Raw genomic sequence first — 18,168 nt, 5'->3', positions numbered from 1 at the left:
GGGGTCCTCCCAGTGCGGTCCGGGCGCGGGCAGCGCAGGGTCGCCCGCCCGCCGTTTCTCGGTCCGCTGATTACCCTTTTCCGGGCCGGGAAAACGTCGTTTGCGCGCGAGGCCGCCGGGGTACTCCGATGCCCCCGACCCCAGGAGAACCTCGGTGAACGACCAGACCGGCGACGAGCTGACCTTCGGCATCGAGGAGGAGTTCTTCGTCGTCGACCGCGACGGCCGGCTGGCCCAGGCGGACGACGTCGTCGACCGCGCCGCGGAAACGGGCGGCGACAACGGCGAACTGCAGCACGAACTGACCCGGGCGCAGGCCGAGATCGCCACCGACGTCTGCCGGACCCGTGGCGAGGCACTGCAGCGGCTACGCGAGTTGCGCGAGGACCTGGCGGCGGCCGCGCGGCGGCAGAACCGCCGGCTGCTGCCCGCCGCCTCGCCGCCGGTGTCGGAGGAGGGCTTGCCGGACGTCACGCCGAGTCCGCGCTACGAGCGAATCGGCGAGCATTTCGGGGCGACCGCGCGGACGTCGCTGACCTGCGGCTGCCACGTGCACGTCGCGATCCCGGACAAGGAGACCGGCATCCAGGTGCTCGGGCGGATCCGGCCGTGGCTGCCGGCGCTGCTGACCGTGACGGCGAATTCCGCGATCGCCGACGGCTACGACACCGGTTACCGCAGCTGGCGCTACCAGCAATGGAGCCGCTGGCCCTCGGCCGGCCCGCCCCCGCGGTTCGCGTCGCTCGACGAGTACGAAAGCGTCGTCGACGCGTGGCTGCGCTCGGGCGCGATCCTCGACCGCGGGATGGTCTACTGGGACGCCCGGCTCTCGGAGAAGCAGCCGACGATCGAGTTCCGCATCGCCGACGTCGCCGCGACGCCCGAGGAGGCAGTCTTGCTGGGAGTGCTCGCGCGAGGCCTGGTCGCCACCGCACTGGCGGACGACGATCCCCCGCCGGACCTGCCGAACGAGGTGCTGCGCGCCCACCTCTGGCGCGCGTCGCGGGACGGCATCAGCGGCTGTTGCCCGCACCCGCGCAGCGGCGATTTGGCCCCGGCGAAGGCGGTGCTCGCGGATTTGATCGAGGTGACGTCGTCCGCGCTGGAATCGGCCGGGGATCTGGAGTTCGCGCAGGAGGCGACGGCACAGCTTTGCGCCGAGGGCTGCGGCGCGGACCGGCAACGGCGGCGGTTCGCTGAGCGGGGGCGGGGCGAGGATGTTGTGGACTTGCTCGCGGGCAATCCCTGACCGCCAGGCCCGTCAGCAACACCGCTCTGGCCGAGCTGACCTCATCCGAGATCCGCGCAGGAACCCACAGCGCAACTGTGCGCCGAAGGCTGCGGCGCGGACCGGCAACGGAACCGGTTCCCAGAGCGAGGCCGCGGCGAGGATGTCGTGGACTTGCTCGCGGGCGCTCCCTGACCGCCAGGCCCGTCAGCGCCGATGCGCCCACGCCGCAGCCAAGCAATAAACACCGAAGGCCGCGAGACCGAGCGCCACCACCGTCAGCAGCACCGCGCCGAACGGCTGGGCGGCGAGGGTTTTCAGGCTGGCATCCAACCCGCCCGCCTGTTTCGCGTCGGAGCGGAAACCGGCGTAGCCCAGCAGGAACGCGGTCACCGCGAAAACGACTGCCTTCGCCAGGTACCCGGTGCTGCCCAGCCATCCGACCCAGCGGCGGGTCTTGCCGGGCAGCCCGGCAAGGTCGAGATCCTCGAGGAAACTCTGCTTCACGCCCTTGACCCCGGCCGCGACAGCGACGCCGAGCACGATCGCGGCGGCGGCCACCACGAGTGCGGGACCGGCGGGCAACTGGAGCAGCTTCGCGGTGAATTCCTGCTGGGTCTGGTCGCTCGAACCACCGCCGCCCTGGCCCGCGGCGAGGCGGAAGGCGGTGGCGCCGATTGCGAGCACGACGATTCCTCGCGCGGCGGCACCGAACCGTTTGCGCGTCCGTTTTCCGCCGCTGGTCCAGGTGTATCCGGTCGCGGCCATCAGGAACTGCCACAGCCCGAACGCGACGAGGCCAGCCGCGAGCACCCACAGCAGGACCTGGCCGAACGCCGTCGACCCGACCTCTTGCAACGCGCCCTTCTGGTCGGGCTGTCCGCCGCTGCCGAAGGCGACCCGCAGGGCGAGGTAGGCGAGGATGAGGTGCACGAGCGCGTAACAAACCATTCCGGCCCGGCCGAGGAGCTGGGCGGTGTCGGTCTTTTCGCCTCGGGCGACCTTGGCGGCGATCCGGTTCATGGGGTGGGGATACCCGCTGTTGCCCCCGCTGCCACTGGGCCAGGTGGCGCAATCCGCCACCTCGGTGAGCCACGCTCACGGAGGGTAAGTCCACAGAGGACGCGCTCGCTTGAGCCAAGGCGGGACCGGGACCGGCTGCGCGGTTCTGCGGCGCGTGCGCGCGTTCAGAACGGCGTCGTCGAGACTGCGCATGACGGGCAGCACGCGGTTGAGACCCAGCAACGCCAGCGGGCGCAGCACAGCCCGCTGTTGCGCGACCACCGCGAACCGCACCCCGGAGCCGCGGGCGTTCTCGGCCAGTTCGGCGAGGGATTTCAGGACCCGGGCGGAGCAGAACGGCACCTCGGTCAGGTCTACGAGCAGGGCAGGCGGCCGCAGCCCGAGTTCACCGGACACGATCCGGCGGAGCCGGGGAACGTCGGCGGCGTCGAGGTCCCCGGCGAGGGTGACCACAGTCGACTTCGCGGTGCGGGCGAGCGTCGTCGCGGGGCGGCCGGCCGGGCACACGACGGTCAGGCTCAACGGCGGGGCGTTGCCGTGCATGATTTTCGTTCCCTCCTCGCGAAAAGCGGGGCGGGGACCGGGAACACGCGGGGCCGGGCCTGCGGTCGGAACGCCCCCTCGTTCGGCTGGTCGGGTGCGGCGAGACCGGCGATGCCGCCAACATACCTTCGGGGCGCCCGTTTTGTGCAACCCTGCCTCACCCGGCCGGCGGTACGCGACGGCGTCAGGCGTCCTCGATCCGCCGGTCGATTTCGCGGATCACAGCAAGGCTGCCGTACTCCGCGTTCGACAGCACCGCCACGTCGAGGTCCGCCGCGGGATAGCGGCGTGCGATGCCGCCGGCGCCGGCGTTGCCGCCGTCCTTGTAGTAGTTCCGCACCGAACCGTCCGGCCGCACGGTGAACTCCAGCCCGAAGCCGAACCACACGTCGCCGTCCTCGGCGCGATGGTGCAGCACCTGCGGGGTGAGGAACTGCTCGGTGCGCGCGGCCGACAGGAGTTCGCCGCCGCGCACGGCGCGCAGGAACCGCACCAGGTCGTCAACGGTCGCGTGCGCCCCGCCGTCGGGCGCGCCGATCGGCGGATAGCTGAAGATGTTCTGCCGCCACCCGGTGATCCGCCCCTCGGCATCGACGACCGGATCCCAGCCTTCGGCGACGTCCGGCACCGCTTCCCGGCGGTCGAAGAAATCCGACGCGGTCATTCCCGCCCGCGCGAAAACCGCGCCGCGGATGTGGTCGCGGTAGCCGACTCCAGTGATTTCCTCGATCGCCAAACCGACGAGGAGGTACCCGGCATTGCAGTACCGGCAGCCCTCCCCCGGCGGGAAATTCGGTGGCTTGGCGGCGAAATTCGGCAAATGGTCGCGCGTCCGGGTCACCGCATAGACCGGCTTGTCGACCCACAGCGCCTCGTAGCTTTCACCGGCCTCCTCGTCCGCGTCGTCGGCGATGCCGGAGGTGTGCGTGAGCAGATGCCGCACGCTCACCCGAGGCGAGATCGTCGTTCCGGTCAAGTCGACGATCTCGGTGATCGGCGTGTCCAGCTCCAGCCGTCCTTCGTCCACCAGCTGCAAAGCGGCCACCGCGGTGAAGAGCTTGGTAATGGACGCAGTGTCGAACCGGAGGGCAAGCCGGTTCGGCACCGCCCACCGGCGGCTGGCCTGCCCGTAGGCCCCCGAAAACACTACGCGCTCGCCGCGGCGGATCAGCACCGCCCCGGAGAACTTGCCGGCTGCGGCTCGGGCGCTCAGCCAGGCGTCGAGGCCGGTGAAAGACATTCTCCGAAGGTAGCTCATCCCACCGTGACCACCCGCGCCCAATCGGGCGGGGCCTCCGGCCGGTCGTCGGGGTCGTTTTCGTTCACCTGATGTTCCCGGCGGAACAGGCCCACCACCGTCCGGCACGGCGGTTTCGTGGCGGGCCAAGGGGTTTGGCCATCGGTCAACGCCACGAGCACGTCCGGGCGCGGGCTGCCCTTCAGCGCTTCAGCGAAGCCGGCGCACAGATCCGTGCCGCCGCCGCCCAGCAACGGGAGTCCCTCGTCTCGGCACAACTGCGTGACATACGCGGCGGCGTCGCACGACAGCACCGAAACCAGATCGCGTCGACCGCCGACCGCGCGGACGATCTCGGCGATTTCGAGGATCGCGCTGCCCAATTCGGCGTCGCTCACCGAGCCGGAAGTGTCGACGATGACGCAAACGTGCGGCGGGCGGCGGCGCAGGCTCGGCAGGACGACGCCGGGCAGGCTGGCCGATCTGCGCGCGGGACGGCCGTAGGTGTAGTCCTCGCCCGCGCCGGAAATAGCCGATCGGAGGGCCGCGCCCAGCAGTTTCCGCCACGGTTGCGGCGGGTGGAACGCTTCCTCGGCCCAGCGTTTCCATCCCGCCGGGACCGCGCCGGGGTTGCCGTTGATGCCTTGCGCGACGCGGAACCGGACGGCGTCTCGTTCCTGCTCGCTGAGTGCGTTCGCGCCGTCCGGGCCCAGCTCCCATTCCCGGTCCAGGCCGTCGGCGCCGCTGCCGCAGTCGAGCCAGGCGTAACCCGCGGTGTACGGGCCGAGGCGGAATTGCGTCAGGTATTCCTCCATCAGCTCCCCCTCGCGCAGCCTGAGGAACTGCGGGTCGACGGCGCCCTCGGGCCGGACCAGGCCGTCGCCGAAGACGTCGTCGTTGATTTCGCAGTCGGCGGCGATGTTCATCCGCAATCGCTCCCCCGGCCCGGTGAGCTCGTGTTCCGCGGCGAAGCGGTCGCTGCGGCCGTGGTGGTCGCGCAGCAGGTGGGAGACCTCGTGCACCCAGACCCCGGCCAGCTCCTCCAGCGGCATGCGGTCCACGAAACCCGGCGACACGTAGCAGCGCCAATGGCGGTCGACGGCCATCGTCGGCACTCTCCGTGACTCCACCACATGCAAGGCGAACAGCGCAGTCGCCAGATACGGTCGCTGCCGGACGGCGTACAGCCGCGCGGCGTAGAGCTTCTCCTCGTCCATCACTTCTCCCCCGCGCGGTCCGCGCGCCGGGACAAGGCGACCGCTCCGGAAAGCCGCTCGATCGCCGGTGGGACCTGCCAGTCGTCGCGGCGCAGCGAGGCGAGTGTCGACGCGGGCACGACCACCAGGTCCGGCGCACCGGTTTCCAGTGCCAGCACCAGCAGTGCCCACGCAGCGTCCCAGCGGGACTGATCCGGTCGTTTCCGTACCGCTTCCACCACACCGTCGAGCACGGTCTGGCGGAGGTCGCCGCGTTCGGGCAAGACGGCTGTGTGCGGGTTCGCGAGCAAGGTTTCCGGGTCCGGCAAGTCCATCCGGTCGAGGCTGGCCAGCAGCTCCAGACCGGGTCCGTCGCCGACCGTGCCGCGCACCAGCATGGACAGCACTTCCCGGGAGGCGCCCGCGGCGGTGGCGAAGGCGATCAGGCGCAGGGTCATTTCCCAGCTGCGCGGCGAAGGCCACGGACCGCCGCGGCGGGTTTCGCTCTTCGGCAGTTGGTGCACGAGGCCGGGCCGCGCGGTCAGCAGCCCGCAGACCGCGCGGCGGGCGAACATCACGGCGTCCGGCAGCAGCACTGGGTCTAGCTGGGGCAATGCTGCCTTCGGCCATGTCCCGCCGAGTCCGCGCACCACGACGTCGTGGTCGTAGGTCCACTGCAGGTGCACGAACCGGTTGGCCAGCGGCGGGCTCAGTTCCCAGCCGTCGGCCGCGGAGGAACGCGGGTTCGCGGCGGCCACGATCCGGACGCCCGGCGGAAGCCGCAGCGCGCCGACCCGTCGCTCGAGCACGACCCGCAGCAGCGCGGCCTGGACGGCGGGCGGCGCGGTGGAAAGCTCGTCCAGGAACAGCAATCCCTGCCCCGCTTGGACCAGGCGCACGGCCCAGTCCGGCGGAGCCATCGGCACGCCCTGCACGGCGGGGTCGTCGCCGACCACCGGCAGGCCGGAGAAGTCGGACGGTTCGTGCACGCTGGCGATCACCGTCGTCAGCGGGAGTTCGAGCGCCTCGGCGAGGTGGTTCAGCGCGGCGGTCTTGCCGATGCCGGGCTCGCCCCACAGCAGCACCGGCAGATCGGCGGACACGGCCAGCGTCAAGGCTTCCAGCTGACCGTCCGGGCGCGGTTCGGTTTTCGTGTCGTCCAGCAGGGCGAGCAGATCGGCGGCGACGTCCAGCGGGCGTCGGGTTTCACCGGAAATTTCCATGGCAGCAGACAGTTTTGATCACCTTTGGGGTTGGTTCAGCGAGTGGCGGCGGCGCGCCCGCCGGGTGGTGTCCGGAGCGGACCGAAGGGGTCCTCGACCGGCGAGTCCAGCCCGGTAGAGGCCGTGGACGACTTGGCCGCGCACAGCCGTTTCGAGTTCTTCGCGCAGAGCTACGCTGCGCAGGAGCACGTCCGGTCCGAGCAGACTTTCGACGACGGCGAGGGCACCGGTGGCGTCGCCGTGCTCCAGCCGCGCGCGGACGTCCACGAGGTTTTCCGGCGACCGGTGCGCCTCGTCGATTGCCCGCAGGCACGGCAGTTCGGGGCCGCCCAGCGCGCCCAGGAGTTCCTCGCGGCGGATCTCGCTGGGGTCGTGGTCCAGCGGGACGAGCACGCCGTCCACCACGCCGATCCGATGGGTGGCGCCGCGGCATTCGACGGGACGGGAATTCCTTGTGTGGCTGGGGTTTCGTGCCGTGCTGGGCCGAGGGCCGGGCCGGAGTGCCGCCGCGACGAGCGGATGCAGCTGACTGGCTTCGAGCAGTCCGGCGTGGAGCAGTTCCAGGTCGGGCAGGACCCAGGTCGCGGCGTCCGGCAGGACCGGGATCCTGCCGGTGGGGTTTCGCCCGCCCAGGTTCAGGGTCAGCCGGTGCCGGGAGGTGAGCCGGACGGAGACGCGGCCGCCCGTGCTCCCCTCCGCGCGCAGCAGCAGCTCCGCCTCGGCGCGCCACCGGTCTACGGCGCAGTGGCCGATTCCGGGCGGGATCGGGCGGGTGCGGTCCGGTGGCCAGTGGCTCGGCCGTTCGCGCAACTCGCCCGCGCTGTGGCCCATTCCCGGCGGGAACGAGCTGCTCTGGTCCGGCGGCCAGCGGCTCGACCGGTCCTGCAACTCGTCCGTTCCCGGCAAGAACGAACAGGTCCGGTCCGGCGGCCAATGCCCCGGCCGGTCCCGAAACTCGCCCGTTCCGGGCAGGATCGGGCTGGCGCGGTCCGGCGGCCAGCGCCCCGACCGCTCCCCCAACTCGCCCGCGCGGCGCACGTCCCACAGGTGGCGGTGCAGATCCAGGCGATAACGCCGGTCAGGCCGAGGATGCGGATGCAGACCGGCACCGCGCTGCGAAGGCGACCACAGCGCAAGGCTGATCCGCTGCCCGGCAGCCGCCCACGCCGGCGGCGTGCGCGCGACGAGCTGGACGTCGCCGTAGCGGGCCAGGGACACGGTGAGTCCTGGACGCAGCAGGCCGTCCGGGGCGATTCTCGGGAAATGCCAGCGGAGCAAGTCAGGAGCCAGCTGCCGGAGATCGGCGCGGATCTGCGCGGCCAGCCCAGCGCCGTAGGCCCGGCTTGCCGTTCGCAGGTTCAGATCCACGTCGACGCGGGCGGCGGCGCAGGCTCCGGCCCAGTCGCCCGCGGCCCGGCGGGCAGTCGCTGGCTCGATCATCGACGGCGGCACGGCGAACTGTCGCACGCGCGCCCAGGAAAGAAGACGAGGATTCTCGTTCGCGGGGAATGGGTGCATCAGCACTCACCTGGGGCGAACGGAACCTCCGATCTGTACGAGTAGGCGTTCATCACACCCGAGCGTAGCAGGATCGGCGCGAGCCGCGCCGGAACGTGTCATATTCTGACACCCGTGGCCGGACGGCGCGTTGTTCCGCAGAGCGGTCAGCGGGCAGCACCAGGCGCGTCCGGGCGGCTACGGTCCATGCACGCGACAGGGAGGGAGTCCTGGTGACGGAGCCGAAACGGCAGACCCTCACCGAGCGCCGGGCCGAGGAGCTGCGGATGAGCATCGCGCTCACCGCACGCGACCTGTTCGTGGCCGAGGGCCACACGGCGGTCACTGTCGAGCGGATCTGCGAGATCGTCGGGATCAACCCGCGGACGTTCCACCGGCACTTCCCCGTCAAGGAGGACGTCCTGATGCCGCTGCTGCGCCGCAGCGAACGCGTCATCCTCCAGGGGCTCGAGGACGCGCCGGACGACGCGGACCCGGTCGAGGTCCTGACGGCCGCGCTCACCACGGAGCTCAACCGGCGGCAGGTGCCGGAGTACGACCACCAGATCATGACGCTCATCGTCAACACGCCGCAGTACCGGCTCCGGTTCGTGGAGTGGTGCGAGGGGCTCAGCGAGTCAGTGACGCGGTTTCTGGCGCGGTATTACGAGCTCGACGAGGACCCGTTCCTGCGTGAGCTTCCGGCGCTGCTGGTGATCCAGACGATGCGGCACGCGCTGATCCAGTGGGTACAGAACGGCGGGTCCGATGACTTCGCGGACATCGAACGGTGGGAAGCGCGCGGATTGCGGCTCGCATTGAGCGGATTGACCCGGCTCCCCAAGTAGTCCTTTGTGGACCGGACGCGAAACCCGTCCGGTCCACAAAGGACGTTACGAAGACGCGCCCGCCGCGTGCAGAGCGGCGATGTACCCGTACACCACACCCTGTCCGATCGTCGCGCCCGCGCCCGGGTACGACGCGCCGAAGGCGTTCGCCGCCGTGTTTCCGATCGCGTACAGGCCTTCCACCACAGTGCCGTCCTCGCGCAGGACTCGGGCGTGTTCGTCGGCGACCAAGCCCCCGCACGTGCCGAGGTCGCTCAGGACCACCTTGACCGCGTAGTACGGCGCGCGGCGCAGCGGGGCCAGGTTCGGGTTGGGGGCGATCGTGGGGTCGCCGTAGTAACGATCGTACGCGCTGTCGCCGCGGCCGAAGGCGGTGTCGCGTCCGGCGGTGGCGAGAGTGTTGAACTGCTGGAAGGTGTCCTGGAAGGAACCCGCCGGAACGCCGATCGCCCGGGCGAGTGCGCCGAGGTCGTCCGACTTGTGGGCGATTCCTGCCCGGTACCACGATTCCGGGAGCGGCTGCCGCGGGAAGCAGCGGCCGGCGAGGATGTAGCTGTCGCGGTAGCGCTGGTCGAAAACCAGCCACATCTCCTCGACCGGCGTCCCGGCCCGGTCGCGCGCCAGGATTTCCTGTCCGAACGACATGTAGTCGGTCGCCTCGTTGATGAACCGTTTCCCAGTCTGGTCGACGATGAACGAACCCGGCAGCGAACGCTCCGCGAGCATGACCGCCGGGGAGCCGCCCGGGACCGGGGCGAAGGCGGGGAACCACCAGGCCTGGTCCAGCAAAGCGGTGCCCGCGCCGAGTTCCTGGCCGGCGAGGATGCCGTCGCCGGTGTTGCCTTCCGAGCCCAGGCTGTAGTCGCCGAGCCGAGGCGACTGGAACTTGTGCCGTGCCTCGACGTCGTGGTCGAAGCCGCCCGCGGCCAGGACGACGCCGCGCCGGGCCTGCACGGTGACTTCGCGATCCCCTTGTCGCAGAACGGCTCCGGTGACCCGGTCGCCGTCGCGCAGCAGGCGGACAAGGGCAGTCTCTGTCCACACGGGAATGCCCGCGCGCAGCACGCCCGCGAACATCCCGGCCGCCAGCGCTTGCCCGCCCGCGAGATAGTCGCGGCCGATCAGCATGCCGCCGATGCCCAGCGCGGCCCGGGCGAAGATCCGCGGCAACGCCTTGAGCGGCTTGCGCGCCACCAGGTTCATCCACTTGTAGTCCGCGCCGGTGACCGGCATCGGGACCGGCGCTTCCATCACGCCGGGACGCAGCCTGGGGCGCTCGTCGCCGAGGACGGAGGCGTTGAACGGGCGGCATTCGCACGTCCGTCCTTCCGCACGGCCGCCCGGTTCCTCGGGGTGGTAGTCGGAATAGCCCTTGGCCCAGAAGAACCGCATGGGAGTGGTGCGGCGCAACATGTCGACGGCGGCGGCACCGTGTTCGAGGTAGGCGCGGCCGCGTTCGGCCGGGGCCGAGTCGCCGACCACGGCGTTCAGGTAGGTGCCCGCGTCGGCGACCGAGCGGTCCGGCAACGCGGCGTTCCCGGGGATCCAGAACGCACCGCCGGAACGCGCGGTCGATCCGCCGACGTAGCCGGTCTTCTCGACGACCAAAGTGGACAGTCCGCGTTCGTGCGCCGCGAGCGCGGCGGCCATCCCGGTTCCCGAGCCGACGACGAGGAGATCGACGGTCGTGTCCTCGGCAGGCACGAGCGCGGGCATTTTCTTCTTCATGTCCTTCGAACTCCACTTCGTTCTCGGCAGGAGGCCGGGTCACCGTATTTCGCCGGGTGCGCCGGTCCCCCGGCCGAGTCCAGTCAGCGGAACATCAGCGGCCGAGGAAAGCCAGGACAGTGGCTTCCCAGGCGGCTTTCTGTTCGATCATCACCCAGTGCCCGCAGTTCGGGAAGATGTGCACCTCGCCCTGCGGCAGGGCACGCATCGGGAACAACGCCATGTCGACCGGGCTGACGCGGTCGTCGCGCCCCCAGGTGACCAGGGTCGGGACGTCGAGGCGGCGAAGCTGGGCCCAGGCCGGGGTTTCCGCGCTGCGTGCGGCGGCCGCCATCGCGGCCAGTGCCGCCGCGCCGTACATCCGGCGCGAGTTCTCCAGCGTGGCGGGATCCGTTGCCTGGCTCCAGCGTTCCTCGATCAGTTCCTCGGTGACCATCGCCTGGTCGTAGACCATCGAGCGCAGCCAGGCGACGAGCGCGTCGCGGGTCGGGTTTTCGACGAACTCGCTGAGCCGGACGATCCCTTCCCCTGGCTGGGCACTGAAAATCGGGGTTCCGATCCCGCCGATCGTGACCAGCCGCTCGACGCGTTCGGGGGCCGCGAGGGCGAAATCCGTCGCGACGAACCCGCCCATCGAGTTGCCGACCATGCGCACGCGGTCCAGGGAAAGACCGTCGAGCAGCGCGCGCACGGCGGTCCTGGCGGACTGCATCGGGTGTACGGCGCCGAAATCGTCGCTGACCCCGAAACCCGGGAACTCCAGGACGATCGTGCGGTAGTGCGGGGCGAAGGTCGGCAGGTTGGCGCCGAAGTTGCGCCATCCGGTCACGCCCGGCCCGGAACCGTGCAGCAGCACCAAAGGCGGGCCGTCGCCGCTTTCGCGATAGCGCAGCACACCGTGTTCGGTGGGGAGTTCAAGCAGTTCGGGGGTCATGGCCCGACCTTGCCAGCGGAACCGGGGCCGGTCGATCGCGCTTCCCGATCAGCGGACGCCCGCGCTGATCCGCCCGTAGCGGCCCCGGAAAAAGACCAGCGGCTCCAGGTCGGACGAGTACAGATGCCGCACCCGTGAAACGACGATCGCGTGATCGCCTGCCACGTGCTCGGCATCGAGTTCCGCCTCGATCCACGCCAGCGAACCGGCCACCACGGGCGCGCCCGAAGGCGACGGCGTCCAGTCGATCCCCGCGAACTTGTCGGTGCCCCGGGCCGCCAGCCGACGGCACACCGCTTCCTGCGACTCGGACAGGATGCTGATCGCGTAACACCCCGCCGAGCGCACCCGCGGCCACGAAGTGCTGGTCGCGGCCACGCAGAAGGCGACCAGCGGCGGATCCAGCGACACCGACGTGAACGAGTTCGCCGCCAGCCCGACCGGCGAGCCGGTTTCCTCGTCGATGCCGGTGATCGCCACGACGCCGGTCGCGAAATGCCCCAGCACGGTGCGCATCAGGGCGGGGTCGGACGGCTCGGTCACTGCACTTCCCCCTTCGCCGCGGCACGTCCGGCCCGGCGTCCGTAGAAACTGCCGTCGCCCAGCGAAGCGCCGCTGACGTAACCGCCGGTGCAGATCCCCGCCGTGCAGCGGCCCGCCGCGAACAACCCCGGGATCGGCGACCCGGACACGTGCAGCACCCGCGAGTCCAGGTCGGTCCGCAGTCCGCCCAGCGGGAAGCCTGCGGTGGCTCCTCGCAGGTCGAAGGCGGCGACCGCGCCGGTAAGCGGGCGCAGCCATTCCGGTTTCTTGCCGAACAGCGGGTCCCGGCCTTGCGCCGCGTAGGTGTTGTAGAGCTCGACCGTGGTTTGCAGCGCCCGTTCCGGGAGGCCCATGTCGGCCTCGAGTTCGGCGACGGTCTCCGCGGCCCAGGTCGGCGGGACGCGGAAGTTCGGGGTCGCGGTCTCGGTCGCGAGCGCTTCCTCGTGCGCTTGTTCGTCGATCACCAGGTACGCCTGGTTGCCCTGGTGGAACAGCGTCGCCTGGCCGATCCGGCCCGGGTACGTGTCCTCGGTGACGTAACGCTGGCCCCGGCCGTTGACAAGGATGCCGCGCGCCATCATCTGCGGGTCGCCGAAGAACGCGACCTCCGTGGCGTCCATGTGCGCGGTCGCCGCACCGAACGCGGTGGCCGCCAGGATGCCGACGCCGTCGTGTTCCTCGATCGCGGCTCCCGGGCGGCCGATCAACCGCGGCGCGTGATCGGCGACCATCTGCTCTGAGTAGGCGAATCCGCCGGTAGCCAGGACAACACCAAGTTCGGCCCGCACGGCGATCTCGCGCCCGTAGCGCCGCGCGAGCACTCCGACGACTCGGTCGCCGTCCACAATGAGACTGCTCAGGCGGACGTCGTAGGAAACGCGCACGCCGAGCGCTTCGGCGGTCTCCGCGAGCGGCTTCATCAGCATGTATCCGCCGCCTTGCTCGCCCGTGCGCTTGTTGCTCATCCGCGGCACGTGCCCGCGCGGCGCGGGCCTGGCGACGGCGTTGAACGGGGCCGCGTTCTCGCCGCCGGAGTACGCCAGGCCTTCGTCGTGCGGCGGTTCCCAGCCGGGCTCGTCCCAGAGTGCCTCGCGGAAGGGCACGCCGTTGCCGACCAGCCAGTCGTAGTGCTCCAGGCTGCCGCGGCAGTAGTCGGCGATCTTGGCTTCGTCCGCGCCCGGGCCGACGGCCGCGAGCAGGAACTTCTCCATGTTCTCCGCGTTGTCCTCGAAACCGAGGGCGCGCTGGAGCGGAGTGCCGCCGCCGAGGTACACGAACCCGCCGGCCAGCGCCGCCGCGCCGCCCCAGCCGCTCGTGCGTTCCAGGATCAGCACCTGCGCGCCGGACCTCGCCGCCTCGATCGCCGCGGACACCCCGGCGATGCCGTACCCGGCGATCACCACGTCCGCGGACTCGTGCCATTCGGCGATCGCGGCGGCCGGGACGGGACGCAGTCGGTCGGTCGTCATGGATCAGTCCTTCCTAGGCCAGGAGGTCCCGCATCATCTGCCAGAGCTTCTCGCGCGCGGGTTCGGTCAGGGACAGCGCCGGGATCGTCAGGAAACCGTGGAACAGGCCCTCGAACCGGTGCGCGGTGACCGCTGTCCCGGCCTCCCGCAGGCGCTGCGCGTAGTCGTCGCCGGAGGTGCAGAGCGGGTCCAGTTCGGCGGTCGCGACCACGGCGGGCGGAAGGTCTGCCAGCGACTCCGCCCGGGTGGGCACCAGGTAGGGGCTGTCGGTTCCGTCCGGCGCGTATTGCGCCCAGTACCACCGCATGGCGCGCTCGGTGTTGTAGTAGCCCTCGCCGTACCGCTGATAGGACTCGGTGGTGAAATCGTCGTCGATCACCGGGTACAGCAGGACTTGCCCGGCGATGCGCGGGCCGCCGCGGTCGCGGGCAGCGAGGGAGACCGTGGCGGCCAGGTTGCCCCCGGCGCTGTCGCCGGCCACGCCGATCCGGGCCGGGTCTCCCCCGTACTCAGCGGCGTGTTGAGCAGCCCAGACCAGGGCCGCGTACATGTCCTCCATCGCCGCGGGCCCGGGATGTTCCGGGGCCAGCCGGTAGTCGACCGCGATCACGACCGCACCCACCGCGGCGGCCATCGAGCGGCAGAACTCGTCGTGGCTGTCGAGGTCGCAGAACACGAATCCGCCGCCGTGCGCGAACACAACCACCGGAAGCGGCCCATCGTGCTCTGGCGCGTAGATCCGCAGCGGCAGGTCTCCGCCGGGGCCTTCGATTACGCGGTCCTCCGCGATCCGCATCGCGGGCTGGTGCGTCAGCGGCGCCCGGCGGGACCGGATGATCGCCCGCAGTTCGGCGGGCTCGTGCTGGGTCACGTCCGGGAAATCGGCCAGCCCGGCCAGCATCGCCTTCACCTCGGCGCCCGCGGGATCGTCCAGCACGAACCCGCGGTACCCGGCGGCCGCGACGTCGTCGCAGATCGAGCGGTACTTGCCGAGCCCGCCGATGTAGGGCATGAACACCCGGGGCTTGCCGGGGATGTTCGCGCCGAGGTACCAGGAGTTGGCGGCCGGGAACAACGTCGCCGCCGCGTTGGCGTTGCACTCGGCCACCCAGTGCGCGACAGCTTCTTCGGTCGCCTCGATGGTCGACACCCGGTTTTCGTCGAGATAGTCCACACAGGACGCGATCCAGTCCACGTGCTGTTCCGCGGTCAGCACCATGTTCGCCAGGACGCTCGGGCTGCCGGGCCCGGAAACGACGAACATGTTGGGGAATCCGGCGACCGTCAGCCCGAGATAGGTGCGCGGGCCCGCCGACCACGCGTCGCGCAGCGTGCGCCCGTTCCGGCCGCGGATGTCGATCCGGGACAGCGCACCCGTCATGGCGTCGAAGCCGGTGGCGAAGATCAGCAGGTCGAGTTCGTGGAGAGCGTCCGACGTGCGTACTCCGTCCGGCGTGATCTCGCTGATCGGCGTGCGCCGCAGGTTGACCAGCTTGACGTTGTCCCGGTTGTACGCCTCGAAATAGCCGCTGTCGGTGACGATGCGTTTCGTGCCGATCGGATGGTCGTCCGGGATGAGCTGCTCGGCGATCTCCGGATCGTGCACGAGTTCGCGGATCTTCGCCTCGACGTACTCGCGGGCGGTGTCGTTGGCGGCGAGATTCGTGGTCTGGTCGGGAAAAGCCTTGGCGAACAAGTATCCCCCGCGTTCCCACCACTGGTCGTAGATCCGGGTCCGTTCGGCGGCATCGACCTCGAGCGCGCCGCGCGGGTGCGGGCTGTTCGGCGTGCCGCCGCCGCTGATCCGCGACAGCCGCCGCCGTTCGGGATAGCCGGCTTTGATTTCCGCGATGTACTCCGGGGTGAGCGGGTGGTTCCGCGCGGGAATCGAATAGTTGGGGCTGCGCTGGAAAACCGTGACCCGCGCGGCGGTTTCGGCGACGACCGGAATCGCCTGGATCCCGGACGACCCGGTCCCGATCACGCCGACCCGCTTGCCCGCGAAGTCCACGGCGTGCCGCGGCCAGGCACCGGTGTGGTACAGCTCGCCCGCGAAACTGTCCCGTCCGGGAATCTCCGGCAGGTTCGTCGCGGACAGGACACCGGTGGCCAGCACGAGGAACCGCGCGCTGACGGTCCGGGCGGTGTCGGTGCTGACCGTCCACCGCCCGGACCGCTCGTCGTACTCCGCCGCCGTCACCCGGGTGGAGAACTCGTACGCGGGACGCAGGTCGTGCCGGTCCGCGACGTGGTCGAGATACCGCAGGATCTCTTCCTGGGTCGCGAACCGCTCGCTCCACGTCCAGTCCTGCTGCAGTTCTTCGTCGAACGAGTAGGAATAGTCGATGCTTTCGACGTCGCACCGCGCACCGGGGTACCGGTTGTGGTACCAGGTGCCGCCCACCCCGGCCGCGCTCTCGAAGCCCCGCACCCGCATGCCGCGCGCGCGGAGTTTGTGCACCGCGTAGAGACCGGCGATCCCGGCCCCGACGACGACTGCGTCGAAACAGTTTTCCACGTTGGTTCCCCTAGGTGCGGCAGTCGGCTCAGGCTTCTCCGCGCGCGGCGGCTTCCTTCATTTCCTTCATCCAGAGCCATTCGTGGCCCCAGTAGCTGTCCGCGGTGATTTCCTCGGCGGTGTAATAGCTTTCGTCGACGAGCTGGCCGCCGTAGCCGTATTCGATGTCCCAGCCGCCGGGGACGCGCACGTAGAACGAGATCATCTTGTCGTTGGTGTGCCGCCCCAGCGTCGAGGACACCGGGAAATCGCGCGCCAGGACCTGGTCGTAGGCGCGGCCGACCGCGTCGAGCGAATCGACCTCGACCATGACGTGGATCAGGCCCGGGTCGCGACCCTCCAGGCTCGGCATGATCGCCAGGCTGTGGTGGCGCCGGTTGATCCCGAGGAACCGGATCCGCAGCGGGCCGGCTTCCGGCGGGCCGGGCATCCGGAACGCGCCGCGGGACAGGAAGCCGAGCGTTTCGGTGTAGAACTCGAAGGACTCGTCGAAGCTGGTGGTCGGCATGACCACGTGCCCGAGGCCCTGCGCGCCGGTGACGAACTTGTGGGCGTACTTGGTGAGCACCGGGCTGTGTTCGAGGACCGGCCCGTGGAAGAACTCGAGCGGCGTCCCGCCCGGGTCCTTGGCGGCGAACCCGGCCTCGACCTTGCGCCGGTCCGCGAGTTCCTGCGACATCGGCGTGCAGTCCACCCCGGCCTTTTCGAGGGTCTCGCGGAGCCGGCGCAACGCCGGGGCGTCCCGCACCTCCCAGCCGACCGCCGTCACGCGGTCGGCGTCGCCGTGCTCGACGGTGATCCGGGACGGCCGCTCGTCCATCCGGAAGTGCAGCGCGTCCTTTTCGTCGCCGAAGCCCGGCGCGAAACCGAGCACGTCGAAGCCGAGTTCGCGCCAGCGTTCGAGGTCGGTGGCGATGACCCGGACGTAGCCGAGTCCCTTGATTTCGCTCATCGTGGGTGTCCTTTCTCAGATCATCACGCGCAGCGGGCCCTGCGGGACTTCGACGTTCAGCGACGCCAGCGCGGCGGCGTGGTAAGTGGTGCTCGTGACGTGGATGGCATGGTGCAGACCGGCGTGCGCGTCGCGCCAGAAGCGCTGCAACGGGTTGTCCATCCGCAACGCGTTGCCGCCGGCGCGGTCGAAGATCTCGTCCGCGGCGCGCACCGCCCGCCACGCCGCGCGGGCCTGGTCCCGGCGGATCCGGGCACGCGTGGCGAAGTCGATCTCCTCGCCGCGGTCGACCTTGTCCCACACGCGGTCCACATTGGACAGCAGCTGCTGGCGCGCGGCGTCGATCTCCGAGGCCGAATCGCTGAGCGCGTGCAGCACGTACGGGTCGTCCTTGACGAGGGTGCCGGTCGCGCCGACGCGGTTGCGCTGGTAGTCGATCCCGGCGGCCAGCACGCCCTCGCAGATGCCGATGGTCGCCGAGGTGATGCCGAGCGGGAAGATCGTCGACCACGGCATCTTGTACAGCGTCTCGGTGACGCCGTACTCCCTCGCCGCGGAGCCGTCGATGACCTTGTCCGCGTCCATCACCCGGTACGCCGGCACGAACGCGTCCTTGACCACGATGTCCTTGCTGCCGGTGCCGCGCAGGCCGACGACGTCCCAGGAACCGTCGATGATCTCGTAGTCCGAACGCGGCAGGATCACGTGCATGCTGTGCGGCGGCATCAGCGGCTGGCCGTCCTTGCCGCCGAGCAGCGCGCCGAGGAAGATCCAGTCGCAGTGGTCGGTGCCCGACGAGAACTGCCAGCGGCCGTTCAGCACGAAGCCGCCGTCTGCCGGAACCGCGACCCCGGCGGGCATGTACGGCGACGCCTGCCAGGTGTCGGTGTCCTCGCCCAGGATCTCTTCCTGCACCTTCGGATCGGCGAAGGCGAGCTGCCACGGGTGCACGCCGACGATGCCGCCCACCCAGCCGGCCGACCCGTAGATGCTCGCGGTCTTCATGACGGTTTCGGCGAACTCGCGCGGGTGCGCCTCGTAACCGTTGTACTTCTTGCGCTGCAGCAAGCGGATGATGCCCGCTTGCTTGAGCCGCTTCGCCATGTCGTCCGGCAACCGGCCGAGCGACTCGCCTTCGTCGGCGCCGGCCCGGAGTTCCTCGGCGATCGCCTCGATGTTGTCGATTGCTGCATGCGGCATGACGGCTCCTTGTGTGTGGGTCGAGCTTG

Annotated in this window: 15 protein-coding genes; 2 read left to right on the top strand and 13 right to left on the bottom strand. The window is 70.4% G+C overall.

Going from position 1 to position 18,168, the window contains the following annotated elements; all coding sequences use genetic code 11:
* Window positions 1-154: 154 nt before the first annotated feature.
* Window positions 155-1,249: a glutamate--cysteine ligase gene (locus FKO37_RS21780; RefSeq protein WP_238605611.1), complete on the top strand. Its 1,095-nt coding sequence runs from the start codon at window positions 155-157 to the stop codon at window positions 1,247-1,249.
* A gap of 186 nt (window positions 1,250-1,435) precedes the next feature.
* Here FKO37_RS21780 and FKO37_RS21775 read toward each other — a convergent pair whose 3' ends face one another.
* The 6 genes from FKO37_RS21775 to FKO37_RS21750 form a co-directional block, all read right to left on the bottom strand.
* Window positions 1,436-2,251, bottom strand: a complete 816-nt coding sequence (locus FKO37_RS21775; protein ID WP_134729005.1) for a DUF1206 domain-containing protein — start codon at window positions 2,249-2,251, stop codon at window positions 1,436-1,438.
* A 75-nt stretch (window positions 2,252-2,326) separates the two neighbouring features.
* Window positions 2,327-2,794, bottom strand: coding sequence for an STAS domain-containing protein (locus tag FKO37_RS21770; protein ID WP_238605610.1), 468 nt, complete (start codon window positions 2,792-2,794; stop codon window positions 2,327-2,329).
* 184 nt (window positions 2,795-2,978) lie between these two features.
* Window positions 2,979-4,034, bottom strand: coding sequence for a serine hydrolase (locus tag FKO37_RS21765; RefSeq protein WP_238605609.1), 1,056 nt, complete (start codon window positions 4,032-4,034; stop codon window positions 2,979-2,981).
* 14 nt (window positions 4,035-4,048) lie between these two features.
* The gene (locus tag FKO37_RS21760) at window positions 4,049-5,248 is read right to left on the bottom strand and encodes a VWA-like domain-containing protein (protein ID WP_238605608.1); all 1,200 of its coding nucleotides are present in this window, start codon (window positions 5,246-5,248) and stop codon (window positions 4,049-4,051) included.
* Window positions 5,248-6,450: a MoxR family ATPase gene (locus FKO37_RS21755; protein ID WP_238605607.1), complete on the bottom strand. Its 1,203-nt coding sequence runs from the start codon at window positions 6,448-6,450 to the stop codon at window positions 5,248-5,250. The genes FKO37_RS21760 and FKO37_RS21755 overlap by 1 nt, the downstream gene beginning before the upstream one ends.
* An 18-nt stretch (window positions 6,451-6,468) precedes the next feature.
* Complete coding sequence (locus tag FKO37_RS21750; protein ID WP_238605606.1) at window positions 6,469-7,968, bottom strand: hypothetical protein; 1,500 nt, start codon at window positions 7,966-7,968, stop codon at window positions 6,469-6,471.
* A 212-nt stretch (window positions 7,969-8,180) separates the two neighbouring features.
* On the opposite strand from FKO37_RS21750, the gene FKO37_RS21745 reads away from it, so the two are divergent.
* Window positions 8,181-8,795 carry a TetR/AcrR family transcriptional regulator gene (locus FKO37_RS21745; RefSeq protein ID WP_238605605.1) on the top strand — a complete coding sequence of 205 codons (615 nt, stop codon included), beginning with the start codon at window positions 8,181-8,183 and terminating at the stop codon, window positions 8,793-8,795.
* A gap of 45 nt (window positions 8,796-8,840) precedes the next feature.
* Here the strand turns inward: FKO37_RS21745 and FKO37_RS21740 are convergent, their stop codons facing one another.
* From FKO37_RS21740 to FKO37_RS21705, 7 genes are all read right to left on the bottom strand, one after another.
* The gene (locus FKO37_RS21740) at window positions 8,841-10,523 is read right to left on the bottom strand and encodes a 3-ketosteroid-delta-1-dehydrogenase (protein WP_238605604.1); all 1,683 of its coding nucleotides are present in this window, start codon (window positions 10,521-10,523) and stop codon (window positions 8,841-8,843) included.
* 94 nt (window positions 10,524-10,617) lie between these two features.
* The gene (locus FKO37_RS21735; protein ID WP_238605603.1) at window positions 10,618-11,457 is read right to left on the bottom strand and encodes an alpha/beta fold hydrolase; all 840 of its coding nucleotides are present in this window, start codon (window positions 11,455-11,457) and stop codon (window positions 10,618-10,620) included.
* A gap of 48 nt (window positions 11,458-11,505) precedes the next feature.
* Entirely contained in the window at window positions 11,506-12,000 is a 495-nt protein-coding gene (locus tag FKO37_RS21730; RefSeq protein ID WP_238605602.1) for a flavin reductase family protein, read from the bottom strand.
* Window positions 11,997-13,469 carry an FAD-dependent oxidoreductase gene (locus tag FKO37_RS21725; protein ID WP_238605601.1) on the bottom strand — a complete coding sequence of 491 codons (1,473 nt, stop codon included), beginning with the start codon at window positions 13,467-13,469 and terminating at the stop codon, window positions 11,997-11,999. Before FKO37_RS21725 ends, FKO37_RS21730 begins: the two co-directional genes overlap by 4 nt.
* Before the next feature lie 13 nt (window positions 13,470-13,482).
* Window positions 13,483-15,987 carry an alpha/beta hydrolase fold domain-containing protein gene (locus FKO37_RS47575; protein WP_308196540.1) on the bottom strand — a complete coding sequence of 835 codons (2,505 nt, stop codon included), beginning with the start codon at window positions 15,985-15,987 and terminating at the stop codon, window positions 13,483-13,485.
* Between the two features lie 28 nt (window positions 15,988-16,015).
* Window positions 16,016-16,939: a VOC family protein gene (locus tag FKO37_RS21710; protein WP_238605600.1), complete on the bottom strand. Its 924-nt coding sequence runs from the start codon at window positions 16,937-16,939 to the stop codon at window positions 16,016-16,018.
* Between the two features lie 15 nt (window positions 16,940-16,954).
* On the bottom strand, window positions 16,955-18,139 hold the full coding sequence (locus tag FKO37_RS21705; protein WP_134669207.1) for an acyl-CoA dehydrogenase family protein: 1,185 nt from the start codon (window positions 18,137-18,139) through the stop codon (window positions 16,955-16,957).
* Window positions 18,140-18,168 lie beyond the last annotated feature (29 nt).

The organism is Amycolatopsis sp. Poz14 (assembly GCF_006704225.1).
GTDB classification, from domain to species: Bacteria; Actinomycetota; Actinomycetes; order Mycobacteriales; family Pseudonocardiaceae; genus Amycolatopsis; species Amycolatopsis nivea.
The sequence above is the reverse complement of the archived record's forward strand: the minus strand, read 5'-3'. Positions and strand labels throughout refer to the sequence as shown.

Excerpts from the sequence above, each read along its gene's own strand:
- FKO37_RS21755 (WP_238605607.1), bottom strand. The coding sequence starts at position 6,450 with ATGGAAATTTCCGGTGAAACCCGACGCCCGCTGGACGTCGCCGCCGAT.
- FKO37_RS21725 (WP_238605601.1), bottom strand. The coding sequence starts at position 13,469 with ATGACGACCGACCGACTGCGTCCCGTCCCGGCCGCCGCGATCGCCGAA.
- FKO37_RS21705 (WP_134669207.1), bottom strand. The coding sequence starts at position 18,139 with ATGCCGCATGCAGCAATCGACAACATCGAGGCGATCGCCGAGGAACTC.
- FKO37_RS21770 (WP_238605610.1), bottom strand. The coding sequence starts at position 2,794 with ATGCACGGCAACGCCCCGCCGTTGAGCCTGACCGTCGTGTGCCCGGCC.
- FKO37_RS21735 (WP_238605603.1), bottom strand. The coding sequence starts at position 11,457 with ATGACCCCCGAACTGCTTGAACTCCCCACCGAACACGGTGTGCTGCGC.
- FKO37_RS21710 (WP_238605600.1), bottom strand. The coding sequence starts at position 16,939 with ATGAGCGAAATCAAGGGACTCGGCTACGTCCGGGTCATCGCCACCGAC.
- FKO37_RS21750 (WP_238605606.1), bottom strand. The coding sequence starts at position 7,968 with ATGCACCCATTCCCCGCGAACGAGAATCCTCGTCTTCTTTCCTGGGCG.
- FKO37_RS21760 (WP_238605608.1), bottom strand. The coding sequence starts at position 5,248 with ATGGACGAGGAGAAGCTCTACGCCGCGCGGCTGTACGCCGTCCGGCAG.
- FKO37_RS21765 (WP_238605609.1), bottom strand. The coding sequence starts at position 4,034 with ATGTCTTTCACCGGCCTCGACGCCTGGCTGAGCGCCCGAGCCGCAGCC.
- FKO37_RS21740 (WP_238605604.1), bottom strand. The coding sequence starts at position 10,523 with ATGAAGAAGAAAATGCCCGCGCTCGTGCCTGCCGAGGACACGACCGTC.
- FKO37_RS21775 (WP_134729005.1), bottom strand. The coding sequence starts at position 2,251 with ATGAACCGGATCGCCGCCAAGGTCGCCCGAGGCGAAAAGACCGACACC.